The sequence below is a fragment of the Mycobacterium bourgelatii genome, assembly GCF_010723575.1.
Classification (GTDB): domain Bacteria; phylum Actinomycetota; class Actinomycetes; order Mycobacteriales; family Mycobacteriaceae; genus Mycobacterium; species Mycobacterium bourgelatii.
Genome location: NZ_BLKZ01000001.1, coordinates 5,401,344 through 5,420,018, shown reverse-complemented (window position 1 = coordinate 5,420,018; position 18,675 = coordinate 5,401,344). Strand labels below are relative to the sequence as shown.

Below are 18,675 nucleotides of genomic sequence, written 5' to 3'. Positions count from 1 at the left end.
GTCATGGTGCACCGAGCGCTACGACTAGCTGTCGGAACAGCGTCGTTGGCTGCCGGTGGGTGGCTGTTGCGGGCGCTGCACGGTGCACCGTCCGCCCTCGGTGCGGACCCTGCGTCCATCCAGGCAGTGGCGGAAGGCTCGCCGAATTATCAAGACGGCGCTTTCGTCAATATCGACCCTGCCTCGTGGTTCTCGGTGGACCGCGAGCAATTGGCGCTCGTCGCCCGGGAGATGGTGGGTTCGCGTAACTCGACGCGGCCCACGACCCCGATCCCGCTGGCCGCGCCAGAGATTTACCGCGGCGACGCCAGCCGGCTGGCCGTCAGCTGGTTCGGACACTCCACCGCACTGGTGGAGATCGACGGTTACCGCATCCTGACCGATCCGGTGTGGAGTGACCGCTGCTCGCCGTCGGACCTCGCCGGGCCGCGGCGCCTGCATCCGCCTCCGGTGCAAATGGAAGGGCTGCCGGCCGTCGACGCAGTGGTGATCAGCCATGACCACTACGACCACCTCGACGCGGACACCGTCCTCGCGTTGGCCCGCATGCAACGGGCGCCGTTCTTCGTGCCGCTGGGTGTCGGCGCACACCTGCGGTACTGGGGGATACCTGACGAGCGCATTGTCGAGCTCGACTGGAATCAGAGCGCAAAGATCGACCAGCTCACCCTGGTCTGCCTGCCGGCGCGGCACTTCTCCGGGCGCTTCCTCAGCCGCAACAACACGCTCTGGGCATCGTGGGCGTTCATCGGGCCCGAACATCGCACGTATTTCGGTGGCGACACCGGCTACACCAAGACCTTTGCCGGTATCGGCGCCGACCATGGCCCCTTCGACCTGACCTTGATGCCCGTGGGGGCCTACAACACCGCGTGGCCGGACATCCACATGAACCCCGAAGAGGCGGTCCGAGCGCACCAGGAGGTCACCGACTCGGGGTCGGGGCTGTTGGTGCCGATCCATTGGGGCACGTTCCGGTTGGCCCCGCATCCTTGGTCCGAGCCGGTCGAGCGCGTGCTCAAGGCGGCCGAACCGGAGGGGGTTCAGGTGGCGGTGCCGCTGCCGGGTCAGCGTGTCGACCCGAGCGCGCCCTTGCGGTTCAACCCGTGGTGGCGGCTTTGATGCGCTGACGCGGCTCACCGATTCCGGCGCCCCGCCGACTAGAGTGACGGCCGTGACCAAGCGCGTGGCGACGGCCGCACTCGTGTTGCTGGTGCTGGTCGGGTGCGGATCGGAAAGACCATTGGCCGCGCCGACGTCGCAGGGGGTGCGGACCCCGCCCAATGAGGTGTCGGGCCTGACCATTCCGTCCGGACGCATCGACAAGGCCATCGTCAAGGTCGACGGTCTGGTCACCGACCTGATGAAGAACACCGGCATTCCAGGTATGGCGGTGGCGATCGTCCGCGGTGGACAGACGGTGTACGCCAAGGGCTTTGGCGTCCGAGACGCCAGCAGGGGCAACGGCCCGGACAACAAGGTCGATGCCGACACCGTTTTTCAGGTGGCGTCGATGTCGAAATCCATCGGTGCGACCGTGGTGGCTCACGAGGTGACCGCGGGCGTCGTCGGCTGGGACACGCCCGTGGTGTCCAGGCTGCCGTGGCTGGCTTTCAGCGACCCGTACGTCACCAGCCATGTGACGATCGCCGACCTCTACTCACACCGGTCTGGCCTGCCCGACCATGCCGGCGACGTGCTGGAGGACCTCGGCTATGACCGCCGGCAGGTACTGGAGCGGCTGCGGCTTCTTCCCCTGGCACCCTTCCGAAACAGCTACGCCTACACCAATTTTGGAGTGACTGCCGCCGCCGAGGCAGTGGCCGCGGCCACCGGGAAGCCCTGGGAGGAGCTATGCGATGAGGTGCTGTACCGCCCGCTGGGCATGACGTCCACCAGCTCGCGGTTCGCCGATTTTCTGGCCAGACCGAACCACGCGGTCAACCACGTCAAGGTGGGAGACAAATGGGAGCCGCGCTACCAACGCGATCCCGATCCCCAGACACCCGCGGGCGGGGTGAGTTCGTCGGTCAACGACGTGGCGCGCTGGCTCGCCATGTTGTTGGGTAACGGCACCTACAACGGCCAGCGAGTCACCTCGATGGAGGCGTTGTTGCCCGCCATCACCCCGCAAGTCATTTCGGTCCAGGCGCAATCACCGAAGGCCAGGTCTGGAACTTATGGCTACGGATTCAACGTCTCGGTGACGTCGTCGGGCCGCACGCAATACGGCCATTCGGGCGGCTTCGTGATGGGAGCCGCAACGAATTTCGTGGTGTTGCCCTCCGAGGACATTGCCATCGTGGCCTTGACAAACGCCGCGCCCTACGGTGTGGCGGAGGCGCTGAACGCCGAATTCATGGACTTGATCCAGTACGGCCAGGTGCGCGAGGACTGGTCAACCCTGTATCGCCAACAAATCGCGGCGATGAACAATCCCGAAGGCTCGCTGGTCGGTAAACCACCGCCGGCCAGTCCGGCGCCGGCCAGGCCGCTCAGCGACTACGCCGGCGTGTATGCCAACGACTACTGGGGCCCGGCGACCGTGACGGAACACGACGGCCGCCTGCAGCTGGCATTAGGGCCGAAAAATCAGACCTTCCCGTTGACCCATTGGGACGGCGATGTGTTCACCTTCGAGTTGGCCACCGAAAACGCCCCGCCCGGAACAATTTCCAAGGCCACCTTCACCGGCAACACCCTCCACTTAGAGTATTTCGACTCCGACAAGTTGGGAACGTTCACGCGATGACCAGTCCGGTTTCGGAGGCCGTCGGCTTGTCCGATGCCGAGGTGGCGCAACGGGTAGCCGACGGCAGGAGCAACAACGTCCCGGAACGAACCACCCGCAGCGTCGCCCACATCGTCCGGGCCAACGTCTTCACCCGAATCAACGCCATCCTGGGCGTGCTGTTCATCATCGTCCTGATCACCGGTTCACTGATCAACGGACTTTTCGGGCTGCTCATCGTCGCGAACAGCGTGATCGGCATGGTACAGGAGATTCGCGCCAAGCGGACCCTGGACAAGCTGGCCATCATCGGACAAGCAAAACCCTTGGTGCGCAGACAATCTGGAACGCGGACCGTGGCCCCCGAAGAGGTGGTGCTCGACGACATCATCGAAATCGGCCCCGGCGATCAGATCGTCGTTGACGGCGAAGTCATCGAGGAGCAGAACCTCGAAATCGACGAATCGCTGTTGACCGGTGAGGCCGACCCCATCGCCAAAGACCCTGGCGACGCGGTGATGTCGGGAAGTTTCGTCGTCGCCGGCACCGGCGCCTACCGCGCCACAAAGGTGGGCGCCGACGCGTACGCCGCCCAGTTGGCCGCCGAGGCAAGCAAATTCACCCTGGTCAAATCCGAACTACGCAACGGGATCAATCGAATCCTGCAGCTCATCACCTACCTGTTGGTTCCGGCGGGACTGTTGACCATCTACACGCAGATGTTCACCACCAACGTGGGATGGCGGGAATCCGTGCTGGCAACGGTCGGCGCGCTGGTGCCGATGGTGCCCGAAGGCCTGGTGTTGATGACGTCGATTGCGTTCGCGGTGGGCGTGATCCGGCTGGGTCAACGACAGTGTCTGGTGCAGGAACTGCCGGCCATCGAGGGGTTGGCCCGCGTCGACGTGGTCTGTGCCGACAAGACCGGCACGCTGACCGAGAGCGGCATGCGGGTGTCCGATGTCGAAGTGCTGGACGGCACCCCGGAAAGGGCAGCCACGGCGTTGGCCGCGCTGGCTGGCGCAGACCCCCGCCCCAACGCCAGCATGCAGGCCATCGCCGATGCGTATCACCCCCCGCCGGGCTGGACCGTCACTGCCACAGCACCTTTCAAGTCTGCGACGAAGTGGAGCGGGGTGTCCTACGGCGAGCACGGCAACTGGGTGATCGGCGCGCCCGACGTGCTGCTCGACCCGGCATCGGCCGCCGCCGCACGAGCCGAACAGATTGGAGCGCAGGGGCTGCGTGTGCTGCTGCTGGCGGCCAGCGATGTCGTTGTGGACGACCCAGCCGCCCCGGGGCACGTAACCCCTGTCGCGTTGGTGATCTTGGAGCAGAAGGTGCGCCCCGACGCGCGTGCGACACTGGAATACTTTGCCGCCCAGAATGTGGCGGTGAAAGTCATTTCGGGCGACAACGCGGTGTCGGTCGGCGCGGTCGCCGACAAGCTCGGGTTGCATGGCGAGACCATGGATGCCCGGCGACTGCCGGAGGAGCGGTCCCAACTGGCCGACGTGCTGGACTCCTACACCACCTTCGGCAGGGTGCGGCCCGACCAGAAGCGCGCCATCGTGCACGCGCTGCAGTCGCACGGCCATACCGTCGCGATGACCGGGGACGGTGTCAACGATGTGCTGGCGCTCAAGGATGCCGATATCGGCGTGGCGATGGGCGCGGGTAGTCCGGCCTCACGGGCGGTGGCCCAGATCGTGTTGCTGGACAACAAGTTCGCCACCTTGCCGTATGTCGTTGGCGAAGGCCGACGGGTGATCGGCAACATTGAGCGGGTCGCCAATCTGTTTCTGACGAAAACGGTTTATTCGGTGCTGCTGGCGTTGCTGGTAGGCCTGGAGTGTTTACTGGCCAAGCCATTGGGCGCTGATCCCTTGGTGTATCCATTCCAGCCAATCCACGTCACGATCGCGGCGTGGTTCACCATTGGAATTCCGGCATTCATTCTGTCTTTGGCACCCAATAACGAACGGGCCTATCCGGGCTTTGTGCGACGGGTGCTGACCGCCGCGCTGCCGTCCGGCCTGGTAGTCGGCACGGCAACGTTCGTTTCGTACTTGGGGGCCTATCACGGCCGTCAGGCCACGGCGGTCGAGCAGGACCAAGCGTCCACCGCGGCGTTGATCACGCTACTGATCACCGCGCTCTGGGTGCTCGCGGTGGTGGCGCGGCCGTACCAATGGTGGCGATTGGCGCTGGTCATCGCCTCGGCGCTGGCGTATGTGGTGATCTTCACCCTGCCGTGGACACAGCACAAATTTCTCCTCGACCCGTCGAATCTGGGTGCCACGTCGTTTGCGATAGGCGTGGGTGCGGTCGGTGCCGCGGCCATCGAGGCGAACTGGTGGATGCGAGCCAGGACTCTCGGCGTACCACCGCGCCTGTGGCGATAGCTTCGTATATTGTCGCGTAAATTAAATTGTCCGCCGGCCGAAATGGCAAAATGTCGAAATTATTTACATCGCACTAGAATTGTATGTGGGCCTATGACCGGTGGTCATATTTTGCTAAAGTCGCGGAATTCCATCTACGACCGCCGTAGGCTTTGCCTTATCAGCCAGTAAGGCAGGGGTAATCCCCGCCGGAGCCCGGGTCTTTGTGGGCTGTATCGGCCGGTGGCCACCGTAAGGGCCGCCGCCGGAGAGGGGCTGCGGCGATGAACTTTTCAATATCGCCCCCAGAGATCAACTCGGCGCGCATATTCGGCGGCGCGGGTTCCGGCCCCCTACTGGCGGCGGCTGAGGCGTGGGACGCGGTTGCCGCCGAACTGGGTTCGGCGGCAAGCTCGTTCTCCTCGCTGACATCCGCGGTTCTGAGTTCGGCGTGGCAGGGACAGGCGTCGACGGCAATGGCGAGCGCCGCCGGCGTGTATCTGGGCTGGTTGACCGCAACCGGGACGCAGGCCGAACAGGCCGCAACTCAGGCCCGGCTCGGCGGGGCCGCCTTCGAGGCCACTCTTGCCGCAACGGTCCATCCCGCCGAGGTCCTGTTGAACCGAACCCAGCTGAGATCGCTGGTGGTCTCCAACCTGCTCGGCTTCAACGCTCCGGCGATCGCCGCCGCCGAGGCCGAATACGAACTGATGTGGGCCCAGGATGTGGCCGCGATGTTGGGCTATCACGCGGGGGCGTCCTCCGCAGTTACCGCGCTAGAGCCGTTCACTCAGTTGCTGCAATATCCGTCCGCGGCCGCCTCAGCATTCATTGCTTCGACCCAGGCGGCGTTGAGCAACCCCGCCGGCCGAACGAGCATTCTCAATTTGGGGTTGGCGGTGGTGGGTGCGGGAAATGTTGGGTTTGGGAATGTTGGGGACGGTAATTTCGGGTTGGGCAATTTGGGCGGTTTGAACTTGGGTTCGGGGAATCTGGGTAGTTTCAATGTGGGTCTGGGAAATCTCGGTGCGTATAACTTCGGGCCTGCGAACCTAGGGTCCTACAACTTCGGGTTCGGCAACGCAGGGGATTACAACTTCGGTGTCGGAAATGCTGGATTTAATAATATAGGGTTCGGTAATACGGGTGGCAATAATATCGGGATCGGCCTGACCGGTTATAACCAGGTCGGGTTCGGGGCGTGGAACAGCGGGTCGGGGAATGTGGGGTTGTTTAACTCGGGCACGGGGAATGTGGGGTTGTTCAATTCGGGGTCTGGGAACTGGGGTATCGGCAATTCCGGTGTGCAGAATACGGGGTTGTTCAATGCGGGCCGGTTCAACACGGGGTTGTTCAACGCGGGGTTGCTCAACACCGGTATGGGTAACCCGGGTAGTTACAACTCGGGCAGTTTCAATGTGGGGGTGTCGAATACGGGTGGTTTCAACCCGGGCCAGGTGAATACGGGGTGGTTCAATACCGGGGATTACAACACGGGGTTGGGTAACAGTGGGGACTTCAATACCGGCGGGTTCAACGCGGGTGCGATGAACAACGGGTTCTTCTGGCGTGGTGAGGGGCAGGGCTGGCTGAGCGGCTCGTATACGTTGACCATTCCCGAGTTCCCGTTGGGTCTGGGTGTGAGTGTTCCGATCAATATTCCGGTCACCGGCAGCATCGGCGATATCACGATCGGACGTTTCACGATTCCGGAGTTGCATCTGTCGGGGCAGGACGTGCAAATCTTCGGCGGGACTACCAGTGGTGTGTTGAACCTGGGTGGGGATATCGGGCCGATCGTGGTGGAGCCGATCCGGATTTTGGGTCCGACGCTGAATTTGACGGTGGGTGGCCCGAGTTCGGTGTTGTCGTTGGGGTTGACCGGTGGGTCGGTCGGTCCGATCAGCATCCCGATTTTCAGTTTCCCGGGGGTGTCGGGGATGGGGAACACCACCTCGGGTCCGTCGTCGGGGTTCTTCAACAGTGGGTCGGGTAGTGCGTCGGGGTTCGGGAATGTGGGTGGGGGTTCGGGGTTGTGGAATGTGGCGTCGGGGGGTGTGGGGTTCTCGGGGTTGGGCAATGTCGGGGCGCTGGGTTCGGGGATGTTCAACCTGGGGGACAGCGTGTCGGGGTGGGCGAACTCGGTTCCGAACTTGGGGTCGGGGGTGGGTAATGCCGGTGAGCAGTTGGCGGGTGTGTTCTCTGCGGGTGGGAGTCGGTTGGGGTTGTTGAACCTGGGGGTGGCCAACCAGGGTGGCGGGAATGTGGGCAGTGCGAACCTGGGTGATCACAACCTCGGTGGCGGCAATGTGGGTGGGGGCAATGTGGGCAGCGGGAATGTGGGTGGGGGCAATGTCGGGTTGGGCAATGTCGGGGATTACAACGTTGGTGGCGCCAATGTGGGCAATGCCAATGTGGGCAGCGGCAATGTGGGGATGGGAATCAGGGGTGGGGTAATACGGGGAGTTTCAACACCGGGTGGGGTAACACCGGGTTCGGGAACTTCGGGTTCGGCAATCAGGGCAACAACAACTTTGGGATTGGGCTGACCGGGGATAACCAGGTTGGGTTCGGGGGCTGGAACTCCGGTAGCGGCAACGTCGGCTTGTTCAACTCGGGCACGGGAAATATCGGCTTCTTCAACTCCGGGACGGGTAACTACGGGATCGGCAACTCGGGCAGTTCCAACACCGGGATCGGGAACAGCGGGACCACCAACACCGGGTTGTTCAACTCGGGGTTGTTCAACACCGGGTGGGCCAACGCGGGTGACTACAACTCGGGCGGGTTCAACACCGGAGATTTCAACACCGGCTCGTTTAACCCCGGCCGCACCAACACGGGCTGGTTCAACACCGGAGACACCAACACCGGGATCGCGAACAGCGGCAACCTCAACACCGGGGCGTTCATCTCCGGGGATATGAACAACGGGATGTTCTGGCGTGGCGACCGCCAGGGGCTGATGGACGCCGACATCACCCTGCTCGTTCCCGCGATCCCATTGAACGCCGGCGCGGGCATCGCCTTGCAGCTGCCGGTCAGCGGATCTATCACCGGGCTGACTGTGCAGCCATTCATTTTGCACGGGGGCGGGGCCGGCGCCATCGGCACTGGCATCCCGGTGACTCTCCGACTTCGCTTCGACATGGACATCAACGTCCCCGGCTTCACCGTCCCAATGCCCGACTTCACCGTCCCCCTGCCGTCCCCCATTCCCAACGTCCATGTCAACATTCCCGATGTCACCATCGACATACCGAACGTTCCGATTCACTTCGGAATCATCACGATCGAGGATCACCTCGACCCCTTCACTTTCCCGCAACTGAACGTTAGCGAGATTCCGCTAAACCTGATGGTGGGTAACGGATCGCTGCTCAATGCCAACGTCTCCGGTGGCATCGGGGGCATTACCGTGCCGGTGTTGCATCTGTCCCCGGAGCCTGGGTTCGGCAACACCGGTGGGCTGTCCTCGGGATTCTTCAACACTGGTGGCGGAGCTTCGGGGTTCGGCAACCTCGGGTCTGCCATCTCCGGTCTGGGCAACGTGGGTTCGCTGGCCTCGGGTTATCACAACTACGGCAGCCTGTTGACGGGGTTGAGCAACCTGGGCAACGCCGTGTCGGGGATAAGCAACACCAATACCGTGGGTCTTGCGACCTCGGGTGTGGGCAACGTCGGCGACCAGCTGTCGGGGTTGTTCTACCTCGGGCCAGACCGGGTCAGCATGTTCACTGCGGGTTTGGCGGATGTGGGTGGGACCAATGTGGGTGGCGCGAATGCGGGCGGCGGGAACTTCGGTTTCGGAAATATCGGTGGTTTGAACTTGGGTTCGGGGAATCTGGGTAGTTTCAATGTGGGTCTGGGAAATCTAGGTGCGTATAACTTCGGGCCTGCGAACCTAGGGTCCTACAACTTCGGGTTCGGCAACGCAGGGGATTACAACTTCGGTGTCGGAAATGCTGGATTTAATAATATAGGGTTCGGTAATACGGGTGGCAATAATATCGGGATCGGCCTGACCGGTTATAACCAGGTCGGGTTCGGGGCGTGGAACAGCGGGTCGGGGAATGTGGGGTTGTTTAACTCGGGCACGGGGAATGTGGGGTTGTTCAATTCGGGGTCTGGGAACTGGGGTATCGGCAATTCCGGTGTGCAGAATACGGGGTTGTTCAATGCGGGCCGGTTCAACACGGGGTTGTTCAACGCGGGGTTGCTCAACACCGGTATGGGTAACCCGGGTAGTTACAACTCGGGCAGTTTCAATGTGGGGGTGTCGAATACGGGTGGTTTCAACCCGGGCCAGGTGAATACGGGGTGGTTCAATACCGGGGATTACAACACGGGGTTGGGTAACAGTGGGGACTTCAATACCGGCGGGTTCAACGCGGGTGCGATGAACAACGGGTTCTTCTGGCGTGGTGAGGGGCAGGGCTGGCTGAGCGGCTCGTATACGTTGACCATTCCCGAGTTCCCGTTGGGTCTGGGTGTGAGTGTTCCGATCAATATTCCGGTCACCGGCAGCATCGGTGATATCACGATCGGACGTTTCACGATTCCGGAGTTGCATCTGTCGGGGCAGGACGTGCAAATCTTCGGCGGGACTACCAGTGGTGTGTTGAACCTGGGTGGGGATATCGGGCCGATCGTGGTGGAGCCGATCCGGATTTTGGGTCCGACGCTGAATTTGACGGTGGGTGGCCCGAGTTCGGTGTTGTCGTTGGGGTTGACCGGTGGGTCGGTCGGTCCGATCAGCATCCCGATTTTCAGTTTCCCGGGGGTGTCGGGGATGGGGAACACCACCTCGGGTCCGTCGTCGGGGTTCTTTAACAGTGGGTCGGGTAGTGCGTCGGGGTTCGGGAATGTGGGTGGGGGTTCGGGGTTGTGGAATGTGGCGTCGGGGGGTGTGGGGTTCTCGGGGTTGGGCAATGTCGGGGCGCTGGGTTCGGGGATGTTCAACCTGGGGGACAGCGTGTCGGGGTGGGCGAACTCGGTTCCGAACTTGGGGTCGGGGGTGGGTAATGCCGGTGAGCAGTTGGCGGGTGTGTTCTCTGCGGGTGGGAGTCGGTTGGGGTTGTTGAACCTGGGGGTGGCCAACCAGGGTGGCGCGAATGTGGGCAGTGCGAACCTGGGTGATCACAACCTCGGTGGCGGCAATGTGGGTGGGGGCAATGTGGGCAGCGGGAATGTGGGTGGGGGCAATGTCGGGTTGGGCAATGTCGGGGATTACAACGTTGGTGGCGCCAATGTGGGCAATGCCAATGTGGGCAGCGGCAATGTGGGGGATGGGAATCAGGGGTGGGGTAATACGGGGAGTTTCAACACCGGGTGGGGTAACACCGGGTTCGGGAACTTCGGGTTCGGCAATCAGGGCAACAACAACTTTGGGATTGGGCTGACCGGGGATAACCAGGTTGGGTTCGGGGGCTGGAACTCCGGTAGCGGCAACGTCGGCTTGTTCAACTCGGGCACGGGAAATATCGGCTTCTTCAACTCCGGGACGGGTAACTACGGGATCGGCAACTCGGGCAGTTCCAACACCGGGATCGGGAACAGCGGGACCACCAACACCGGGTTGTTCAACTCGGGGTTGTTCAACACCGGGTGGGCCAACGCGGGTGACTACAACTCGGGCGGGTTCAACACCGGAGATTTCAACACCGGCTCGTTTAACCCCGGCCACACCAACACGGGCTGGTTCAACACCGGAGACACCAACACCGGGATCGCGAACAGCGGCAACCTCAACACCGGGGCCTTCATCTCCGGGGATATGAACAACGGGATGTTCTGGCGTGGCGACCGCCAGGGACTGATGGACGCCGACTACACCGTGACCGTTCCTTCGATCCCATTGAATGCCGGCGCGGGCATCGCCTTGCAGCTGCCGATCAGCGGCAATATCTCCACACTGACCGTGCAGCCATTCATCTTGCACGGGGGCGGGGCTGGCGACATGAACACCCCAATACCGGTGACCCTCCGACTTCGCTTCGACATGGACATCAACATCCCCGGCTTCAGCATCCCCCTGCCCGACTTCACCGTCCCCCTGCCCGACCCCATTCCCAACGTCCATATCAACCTTCCCGACATCACCATCGACATACCGAACATTCCGATCCACTTCGGAATCATCACGATCGAGGATCACCTCGACCCCTTCGCCTTCCCCGAAATCACCATCAATCAGATTCCGCTAAACCTGATGGTGGGTAACGGATCGCTGCTCAATGCCAACGTCTCCGGTGGCATCGGGGGCATTACCGTGCCGGTGTTGCATCTGTCCCCGGAGCCTGGGTTCGGCAACACCGGTGGGCTGTCGTCGGGATTCTTCAACACCGGCGGCGGAGCCTCGGGGTTCGGCAACCTCGGGTCTGCCATCTCCGGTCTGGGCAACGTGGGTTCGCTGGCCTCGGGTTATCACAACTACGGCAGCCTGTTGACGGGGTTGAGCAACCTGGGCAACGCCGTGTCGGGGATAAGCAACACCAATACCGGGGGTCTTGCGACCTCAGGTGTGGGCAACGTCGGCGACCAGCTGTCGGGGTTGTTCTACCTCGGGCCAGACCGGGTCAGCACGTTCACCGCGGGTTTGGCGGATGTGGGTGGGACCAATGTGGGTGGCGCGAATGCGGGCGGCGGGAACTTCGGTTTCGGAAATATCGGTGGTTTGAACTTGGGTTCGGGGAATCTGGGTAGTTTCAATGTGGGTCTGGGAAATCTAGGTGCGTATAACTTCGGGCCTGCGAACCTAGGGTCCTACAACTTCGGACTCGGTAATGCCGGTGATTATAACTTCGGTGTCGGAAACACCGGGTTCGGAAATATCGGGTTCGGGAATACGGGCGCGAACAATATTGGGATTGGGATCAATGGTAGCGGGCAGGTTGGGTTCGGGGATTGGAACTCGGGCAGCAATAACGTGGGGTTGTTCAACTCGGGGAGCGGGAATGTCGGGTTATTCAACTCCGGGAGCGGAAACTGGGGTATCGGCAACTCCGGTGTGCAGAATACGGGGTTGTTCAATGCCGGCCGGTTCAACACGGGGTTGTTCAACGCGGGGTTGCTCAACACCGGCATGGGTAACGCTGGCAGTTACAACTCGGGCAGTTTCAATGTGGGGCTGTCCAATACGGGTGACTTCAACCCGGGCCGCATGAACACGGGTTGGTTCAATACCGGGAATTACAACACGGGGTTGGGCAACTCCGGTGACTTCAACACCGGCGGGTTCAACGCGGGCGGGATGAACAACGGGTTCTTCTGGCGTGGTGAGGGGCAGGGTTGGCTGAGTGGCTCGTATACGTTGACCATTCCCGAGTTCCCGTTGGGCCTGGGTGTGAGTATCCCGATCAACATTCCAATCACCGGCAGCGTCGGGAACATCGTCATCGGGGCCTTTACGATTCCGGAGATACATCTGTCCGGGGAGGACGTGCAAATCTTCGGCGGGACTACCAGCGGTGTGCTGGGCCTGGGCGGGGATATCGGTCCGATCGTGGTGGAGCCGATCCGGATTTTGGGTCCGACGCTGAATTTGACTTTGGGTGGCCCGAGTTCGGTGTTGTCACTCGGTATCGCCGGCGGCTCGATCGGCCCGATCAGCATCCCGATTTTCAGCTTCCCGGCGGTGTCGGGGATGGGCAACACCACCTCGGGTCCGTCGTCGGGGTTCTTCAACAGCGGGTCGGGTAGTGCGTCGGGGTTTGGGAATGTGGGTGGGGGTTCGGGGTTCTGGAATGTGGCGACGGGGGGTCTGGGGTTCTCGGGGTTGGGCAATGTCGGGGCGCTGGGTTCGGGGTTGTTCAATTTCGGTGATCAAGTGTCGGGGTGGGGTAACACGATCTCGAGCTTGGGGTCGGGTGTGGGCAATGTGGGTGATCACCTGGCGGGGTTGTTCTCTCAGGGTGTGGACAAGGTGAGTTTGTTCAGTACGGGGTTCGCCAATCATGGCGGGATGAATCTGGGTAGTGCGAACTTGGGTGATTTCAACCTGGGCAGCGGCAATGTGGGTAGTTCGAATGTGGGCAGCGGCAATGTCGGGGACGACAATATCGGGGTCGGTAATTTCGGTGAGGGCAATACTGGCAGTGGCAATATTGGTGATCTGAATATGGGTAGCGGTAATGCCGGCGATGGGAACTGGGGTTGGGGTAATACGGGTAGTTTCAACAACGGGTTCGGTAATACCGGGATCGGGAACTTCGGGTTCGCCAATCAGGGCAACAACAACATTGGGATCGGTCTGACCGGGGATAACCAGGTTGGGTTCGGGGGCTGGAACTCCGGTAGCGGCAACGTCGGCTTGTTCAATTCGGGCACGGGAAATATCGGCTTCTTCAACTCCGGGACGGGCAACTTCGGGATCGGCAACTCGGGCAGTTTCAACACCGGTATCGGTAACAGTGGGTCGACCAACACAGGGTGGTTCAACTCCGGCGTTCTGAATACGGGTTGGGGTAACGCGGGCAGTTACAACTCGGGCGGGTTCAACACCGGAGATTTCAACACCGGCTCGTTCAACCCCGGCCACACCAACACGGGCTGGTTCAACACCGGGGACACCAACACCGGGATCGCGAACAGCGGCGACCTCAACACCGGGGCGTTCATCTCCGGTGATATGAACAACGGGATGTTCTGGCGTGGCGACCGGCAGGGCCTGCTGGACGCCGACATCACCCTGCTCGTCCCCGGAATCCCGCTGAACGCCGGCGCGGGCATGGCGTTTCGCCTGCCGATCAGCGGCGACATCTCCGCGCTGACTGTGCTGCCCTTCGTTCTGCACGGGGGCCACCCGGGCGACATCAGCACCCCCATCCCGGTAACCCTCAGACTTCGATTCGACATGGACATCGACATCCCCGGCATCACCGTCCCCCTGCCCAGCTTCACCGTCCCCCTGCCCAGCGACGTTGCGTCCGACGTCCATATCAACCTTCCCGATCTGCACATAAACGTGCCGAACATTCCGATCGATTTCGGCATCATCACGATCGAGGACCACATCGACGCCTTCACAGTCCCGCAACTGAGCGTTAGTCAGATTCCGTTAAACCTGACGCTGGGTGGCGGCGCGCTGCTCAACGCCAACATCAACGGTGGTGTCGGGGTCATTACCGTGCCGGTCTTCCATCTTTCCCCGGTGCCGGGTTTGGGAAATATCGGTGGGCTGTCCTCGGGCTTCTTCAACACCGGCGGGGGAGCTTCCGGTTTCGGCAACCTCGGTACTGCCGTCTCCGGCCTGGGCAACGTGGGTTCGCTGGCCTCGGGCTACTACAACTACGGCGATCTGCTGACGGGGTTGAGCAACCTGGGCAACACCATCTCGGGAATCAGCAACACCAGCACCCTCGACCTCGCGGTAGCCAGCGTCATCTCCGGCGTCGGAAACCTTGGGCGCCAACTGTCCGGCCTGTTCCTGAGCGGCAGCCTGCCGTAAGAGGCTCGTCAAGTAGGGTTTCCCACGGGAAGGGAGGCTGCTATGGGAATCCTGGACAAGGCCAAAGATCTGCTGGCGCAGAACGCCGACAAGGTGGAAACGGTCATCACCAAAGCCGGCGAAGTCATCGACGAGAAGACGCAGGGCAAGTACACCGACACCATCCACAAGGTGCAGGAACAGGTCAGAAAAGCCGCTGGCCCGGGCACCGACGACGCCCAAGGCGACCAATCGAACTGAGCACATGGCGAAACTCTCCGGATCCATCGACGTCCCGCTGCCACCGGAGGTGGCTTGGACCCACGCGTCGGACCTCTCCCGCTACCGGGAGTGGCTGACGATCCACAAGGTGTGGCGCAGCAAACTGCCCGAGACCCTGGAAAAGGGCACCGTCCTCGAGTCCTATGTCGAGGTCAAGGGCATGACCAACCGGATCAAATGGACGATCGTGCGGTACAAGCCGCCGGAAGGGATGACGCTCAACGGCGACGGCGTTGGAGGTGTCAAGGTCAAGCTGATCGCCAAAGTCGCCCCGAGGGACGAGGGCTCGTCCGTCAGCTTCGACGTCCACCTCGGTGGGCCCGCCCTGTTCGGGCCGATCGGCATGGTCGTCGCCGCGGCGCTGCGCTCCGACATCCGCGATTCTCTGCAGAACTTTGTGCGGGTGTTCGCGCGCCCTGATCCCGGCATGAACGGCGACCGCGCCCTAAGTCGCTGACTCCGCATCGGAACTCCGATGAGTTTTGTGGTCGGACGGGGTCGATATCTGCGAACCCTAATCACGGCCACGAACCGAGGAGATCATCGTGCCCATCCGTAACGACGCCCCGCTGGGGGCGCCCTGCTGGATCGACCTGACGACGTCGGACGTCGATCACGCCCAAGAGTTCTACGCTGCGGTGTTCGGCTGGACGTACGAGTCCGCCGGCCCTGAGTACGGCGGGTACATCAACGTGGCAAAGGACGGCCGTCCCGTCGCCGGGATGATGGCCAACAACCCCGAGTGGCAGATGCCCGACAGCTGGGCCACCTACTTTCGCACCGACGACATCAACGCCACCAGTGCGGCAATCGCCCCGGCCGGCGGTTCGGGATGCATAGCCCCGATGGAGATCCCCGCGAAGGGCTTCATGAGCATGGCGACCGACCCGTCCGGGGCGTTGTTCGGCTTGTGGCAGCCGCTGGAACACCACGGTTTCGAGCTGGTCGCCGAGGCCGGAGCGCCGGTATGGCATCAACTGACCACCCGCGACTACCGCGCCGCCATCGACTTCTACCGCGAAGTGCTGGGCTGGCGAACCGAGTCTGAGTCAGACACCGACGAGTTCCGGTACACCACAGCGTGGTTCGGCGACCAGCAGTTGCTCGGCGTGATGGACGGTGCGGCGATGCTGCCCCCGGACGTGCCGTCGCAGTGGAGCATTTTCTTCGGCGCCGACGACGTGGACAAGGCGCTGCAGGTGATCACCGACCACGGTGGCGCCATAGTGCGCGGCGCCGAGGACACCCCGTACGGGCGACTTGCCGCGGCGACCGACCCGACGGGTGTCGCCTTCAACCTGGCGTCGCTTCAGTCGTGAAGGCGCTAATGTCGCAGCCATGACTAGCCGCCTGCGACCCGGTTGGCTGGTTGCCCTGTTCGCCGCGATCTTGGCCATCAGCACGTGGCTGCCGTGGCTGAAGGGCAAGGACAAGGGGGGTTGGGTCAGTGCCATCGGGGGCGCCCACGGCAGCCTGGAGCCCCCGCACGGGTTCGGGGCCGGTCAGCTGATCGTCTTGCTGGCCTCCGCCCTGATCGTGGCCGGCGCACTGGTGGGCCGCGGCCTGTCGCTGCGGGGCGCTTCGGTTGCGGCGCTTATCATTTCGCTCCTCATCATCGGGCTGACGGTGCTGTACTACAAAAGCAACGTCAACCCGCCGACGATTTCGGTCGATTACGGGATGTATGTCGGAGTGGTCAGCGCCGCACTGGCGGCCGTGTGCTCGCTGTGGGCCGTGGCGGCGGCGTTATTCGGGGGCCGGTCCGGGCCCTGAACGGCTGGGTACGGTTCGGGCCGTCAGGACGACGGAAATTCGTGCTTGCCGGACACTGTGCCGGGGGGTTCGTTGCATCCGTAGACGAAGGGTGCGATGACGACTTCGCGTCCATCCGGGTCGCGGTAGGTGAGGGCTCCCGTCGCTTCCCAATACGGGTGCTGTTCCACGGGTTGGATCTCGGCCTGTTGCAGACGGGAAATGGCTGCTTGCTGTGTCTCCCGGTCCGGGAAGTACAGAACAAGCTGATCGTGGTGGTCCAACGGCACCGGGTCGACCGATTCGACGATCTCCATCGTCAGGTTCCAGCTGGGCAGGCCGAAGATCGCTCCGTTGCTGCCGAAACTTTCGCCGAACGTCTCGAACAGCGGCAGTCCAACCAGTTCACGGTAGAAGCGCACGGTCTCACCGAAATTCGCCGAACGACGGGCAAATCGGATGGCGCCGATGGACGCCAGGTGCGGTGGCCAGTGGGTTGTCCGACGGGCGGGGTACACGGTTGGTCCTCCTCACCGAGCCTGCAACCTGGCAGGCCGCTACTCGAACTTTTCCTGCTGGATTACCGGCTCGTCGAGTGGTCCCAGCGTCGCGCCTCGCCTCCGGGCACCCACGTCGCGTGGGTGCCGCTGCAAATGCGTTCCGGCAGGCGCAGTTTGCACACCGGCCCGTCGCCGACGCGTGCGGCGTCGAAGACGAGGCAGTACGAGGCGTCGTCGTTCATGTCCGTGGTCAGCGTGACCAGGTACCCGTCGTCCTCCGCAGTGCTGCCCACCCGCGGAGCCATCGCCGCTTCGCTGCCGAAGACGCCGTCGCCCAACGCATAGCGTTCCTCGCTGCCGGTGAGCAGGTCGTGCTTGACCAGACCGTCGAACAGGAACCAGCCCGGCTCGCCCGACGCGGCATAGGTGTAGCGGTATGGAGCAGTCGCGTAGTCGGCGTTGATAACGCCGAATTCCGTGATGGAGTCGGACAGTCGCTCCTCCTTGACCGCGCCGGTGACCAGGTTGAGCCGCCACCGGTGCAGCCGGGCATCCATGCGATCCAGCGCCAGGAAGCGAAACAGCTTCTCCCACTTGCCGGCCGGCCCGGCGCCGCTTTTCAGTGGCTGGGGTGAGCCTTCGAAGAAGCCGTCGAGCACAATCTCGTCGCCCTCTTCGTAGGCGTTGGTGAAGTGCAGCACATACGTCGGGTCGGCTTCGAACCAACGGATGTCGGCAGTGTCACCGCGGCGCGGGATCACCGCGAACCGGGTCGGCAGGTCCGGGTAATAGCGCGGCAGGTGCAGATCGTGCTCGAGCAGCTGGGGATCCCAGAACAACGGAAAGTCGTTGAGGATCGCGTAGTTTTCGGTGAACGCCATGTCATGCGGCAGCCGTGGTCCGGGCAGCGGGATGTCGACGTAGTGGACCAGGTCGTTGTTCTCGTTGACCACGCCGTAGTGCATGTACGGGGCCTGCTTGCTGTAGTTGAAGAACAGCAGCTCCCCGGTCTTGTTGTCGACCTTGGGATGTGCCGAAACACCCCATTCGGACGGGAAGCGCCCGTTCCAGGTCTCCTTGCCCAGCATGTCGGCCGTGTACGGGTCGACCCGGTAGAGATCTCCGCACTGGTAGAAGCTGGTGAGCGCGACCCCGCGGTGGACGATGACGTCGGTGCTCGAGGCGTCCTTCATCAGTGTCCTGGCGCCCCAACCCTTTTCGCGTTTGGCGAGTTGGATCGGTTCGGCCAGGCCGGGCCACAGCGGCCCGCCTTCCTCGTTTTCGGCCAGGAACCCGTCCGTTTTGACAAAGCGGTTGCGGTAGAAGGCCTTTCCGTCGCGGAAACCGACGATGTGCAGCATGCCGTCGCCGTCGAACGGGTGATAGGTCTGAAACGCCGGGTGCAGCGGGTTCTCGGTGTTGCGCAGATAGACACCGTCGAGGTCGGCCGGGATCTCGCCCTCCACGGCGACGAGGTTGTCGGCCTCCCATTCGGTGGTCTGCGGTCGCCAGGGACCGGTCCGGTATGGGTGCTCGTCGTCGTCGGGCAGGGTGGACAGGTACTTGCCGACAACTGCCACGTCTGTCTGGAAACTCATC

9 protein-coding genes and 1 pseudogene are annotated in these 18,675 nt (G+C 62.7%); 8 read left to right on the top strand and 2 right to left on the bottom strand.

The window, feature by feature from the left end:
* Window positions 1-3 precede the first annotated feature (3 nt).
* From G6N68_RS23090 to G6N68_RS23055, 8 genes and pseudogenes are all read left to right on the top strand, one after another.
* Entirely contained in the window at window positions 4-1,122 is a 1,119-nt protein-coding gene (locus G6N68_RS23090; protein ID WP_163717328.1) for an MBL fold metallo-hydrolase, read from the top strand.
* Window positions 1,123-1,174: 52 nt separating this feature from the next.
* Window positions 1,175-2,752 (top strand): serine hydrolase, encoded by a 1,578-nt coding sequence (locus G6N68_RS23085; protein WP_163717326.1) that lies wholly within the window; start codon window positions 1,175-1,177, stop codon window positions 2,750-2,752.
* Window positions 2,749-5,136, top strand: a complete 2,388-nt coding sequence (locus G6N68_RS23080; RefSeq protein ID WP_163717324.1) for a cation-translocating P-type ATPase — start codon at window positions 2,749-2,751, stop codon at window positions 5,134-5,136. The genes G6N68_RS23085 and G6N68_RS23080 overlap by 4 nt, the downstream gene beginning before the upstream one ends.
* A 263-nt stretch (window positions 5,137-5,399) precedes the next feature.
* A pseudogene (locus G6N68_RS23075) lies at window positions 5,400-14,563 on the top strand (PPE family protein).
* Between the two features lie 42 nt (window positions 14,564-14,605).
* Entirely contained in the window at window positions 14,606-14,803 is a 198-nt protein-coding gene (locus tag G6N68_RS23070; RefSeq protein WP_163717323.1) for an antitoxin, read from the top strand.
* A 4-nt stretch (window positions 14,804-14,807) separates the two neighbouring features.
* A complete protein-coding gene (locus G6N68_RS23065; RefSeq protein ID WP_163717321.1) occupies window positions 14,808-15,281 on the top strand; it encodes a type II toxin-antitoxin system Rv0910 family toxin in 474 nt (157 codons plus the stop codon).
* Between the two features lie 88 nt (window positions 15,282-15,369).
* Window positions 15,370-16,143 carry a VOC family protein gene (locus G6N68_RS23060; protein WP_163717319.1) on the top strand — a complete coding sequence of 258 codons (774 nt, stop codon included), beginning with the start codon at window positions 15,370-15,372 and terminating at the stop codon, window positions 16,141-16,143.
* A 19-nt stretch (window positions 16,144-16,162) separates the two neighbouring features.
* Complete coding sequence (locus G6N68_RS23055) at window positions 16,163-16,597, top strand: hypothetical protein (RefSeq protein WP_163717317.1); 435 nt, start codon at window positions 16,163-16,165, stop codon at window positions 16,595-16,597.
* A 23-nt stretch (window positions 16,598-16,620) separates the two neighbouring features.
* On the opposite strand, the gene G6N68_RS23050 is transcribed toward G6N68_RS23055, so the two are convergent.
* Together G6N68_RS23050 and G6N68_RS23045 are read right to left on the bottom strand one after the other, a co-directional pair.
* On the bottom strand, window positions 16,621-17,094 hold the full coding sequence (locus tag G6N68_RS23050) for a VOC family protein (protein WP_163717315.1): 474 nt from the start codon (window positions 17,092-17,094) through the stop codon (window positions 16,621-16,623).
* A 62-nt stretch (window positions 17,095-17,156) separates the two neighbouring features.
* Complete coding sequence (locus G6N68_RS23045) at window positions 17,157-18,674, bottom strand: carotenoid oxygenase family protein (RefSeq protein WP_163717313.1); 1,518 nt, start codon at window positions 18,672-18,674, stop codon at window positions 17,157-17,159.
* Window position 18,675 lies beyond the last annotated feature (1 nt).

Excerpts from the sequence above, each read along its gene's own strand:
- G6N68_RS23090 (WP_163717328.1), top strand. The coding sequence starts at position 4 with ATGGTGCACCGAGCGCTACGACTAGCTGTCGGAACAGCGTCGTTGGCT.
- G6N68_RS23080 (WP_163717324.1), top strand. The coding sequence starts at position 2,749 with ATGACCAGTCCGGTTTCGGAGGCCGTCGGCTTGTCCGATGCCGAGGTG.
- G6N68_RS23070 (WP_163717323.1), top strand. The coding sequence starts at position 14,606 with ATGGGAATCCTGGACAAGGCCAAAGATCTGCTGGCGCAGAACGCCGAC.
- G6N68_RS23065 (WP_163717321.1), top strand. The coding sequence starts at position 14,808 with ATGGCGAAACTCTCCGGATCCATCGACGTCCCGCTGCCACCGGAGGTG.
- G6N68_RS23055 (WP_163717317.1), top strand. The coding sequence starts at position 16,163 with ATGACTAGCCGCCTGCGACCCGGTTGGCTGGTTGCCCTGTTCGCCGCG.
- G6N68_RS23045 (WP_163717313.1), bottom strand. The coding sequence starts at position 18,674 with ATGAGTTTCCAGACAGACGTGGCAGTTGTCGGCAAGTACCTGTCCACC.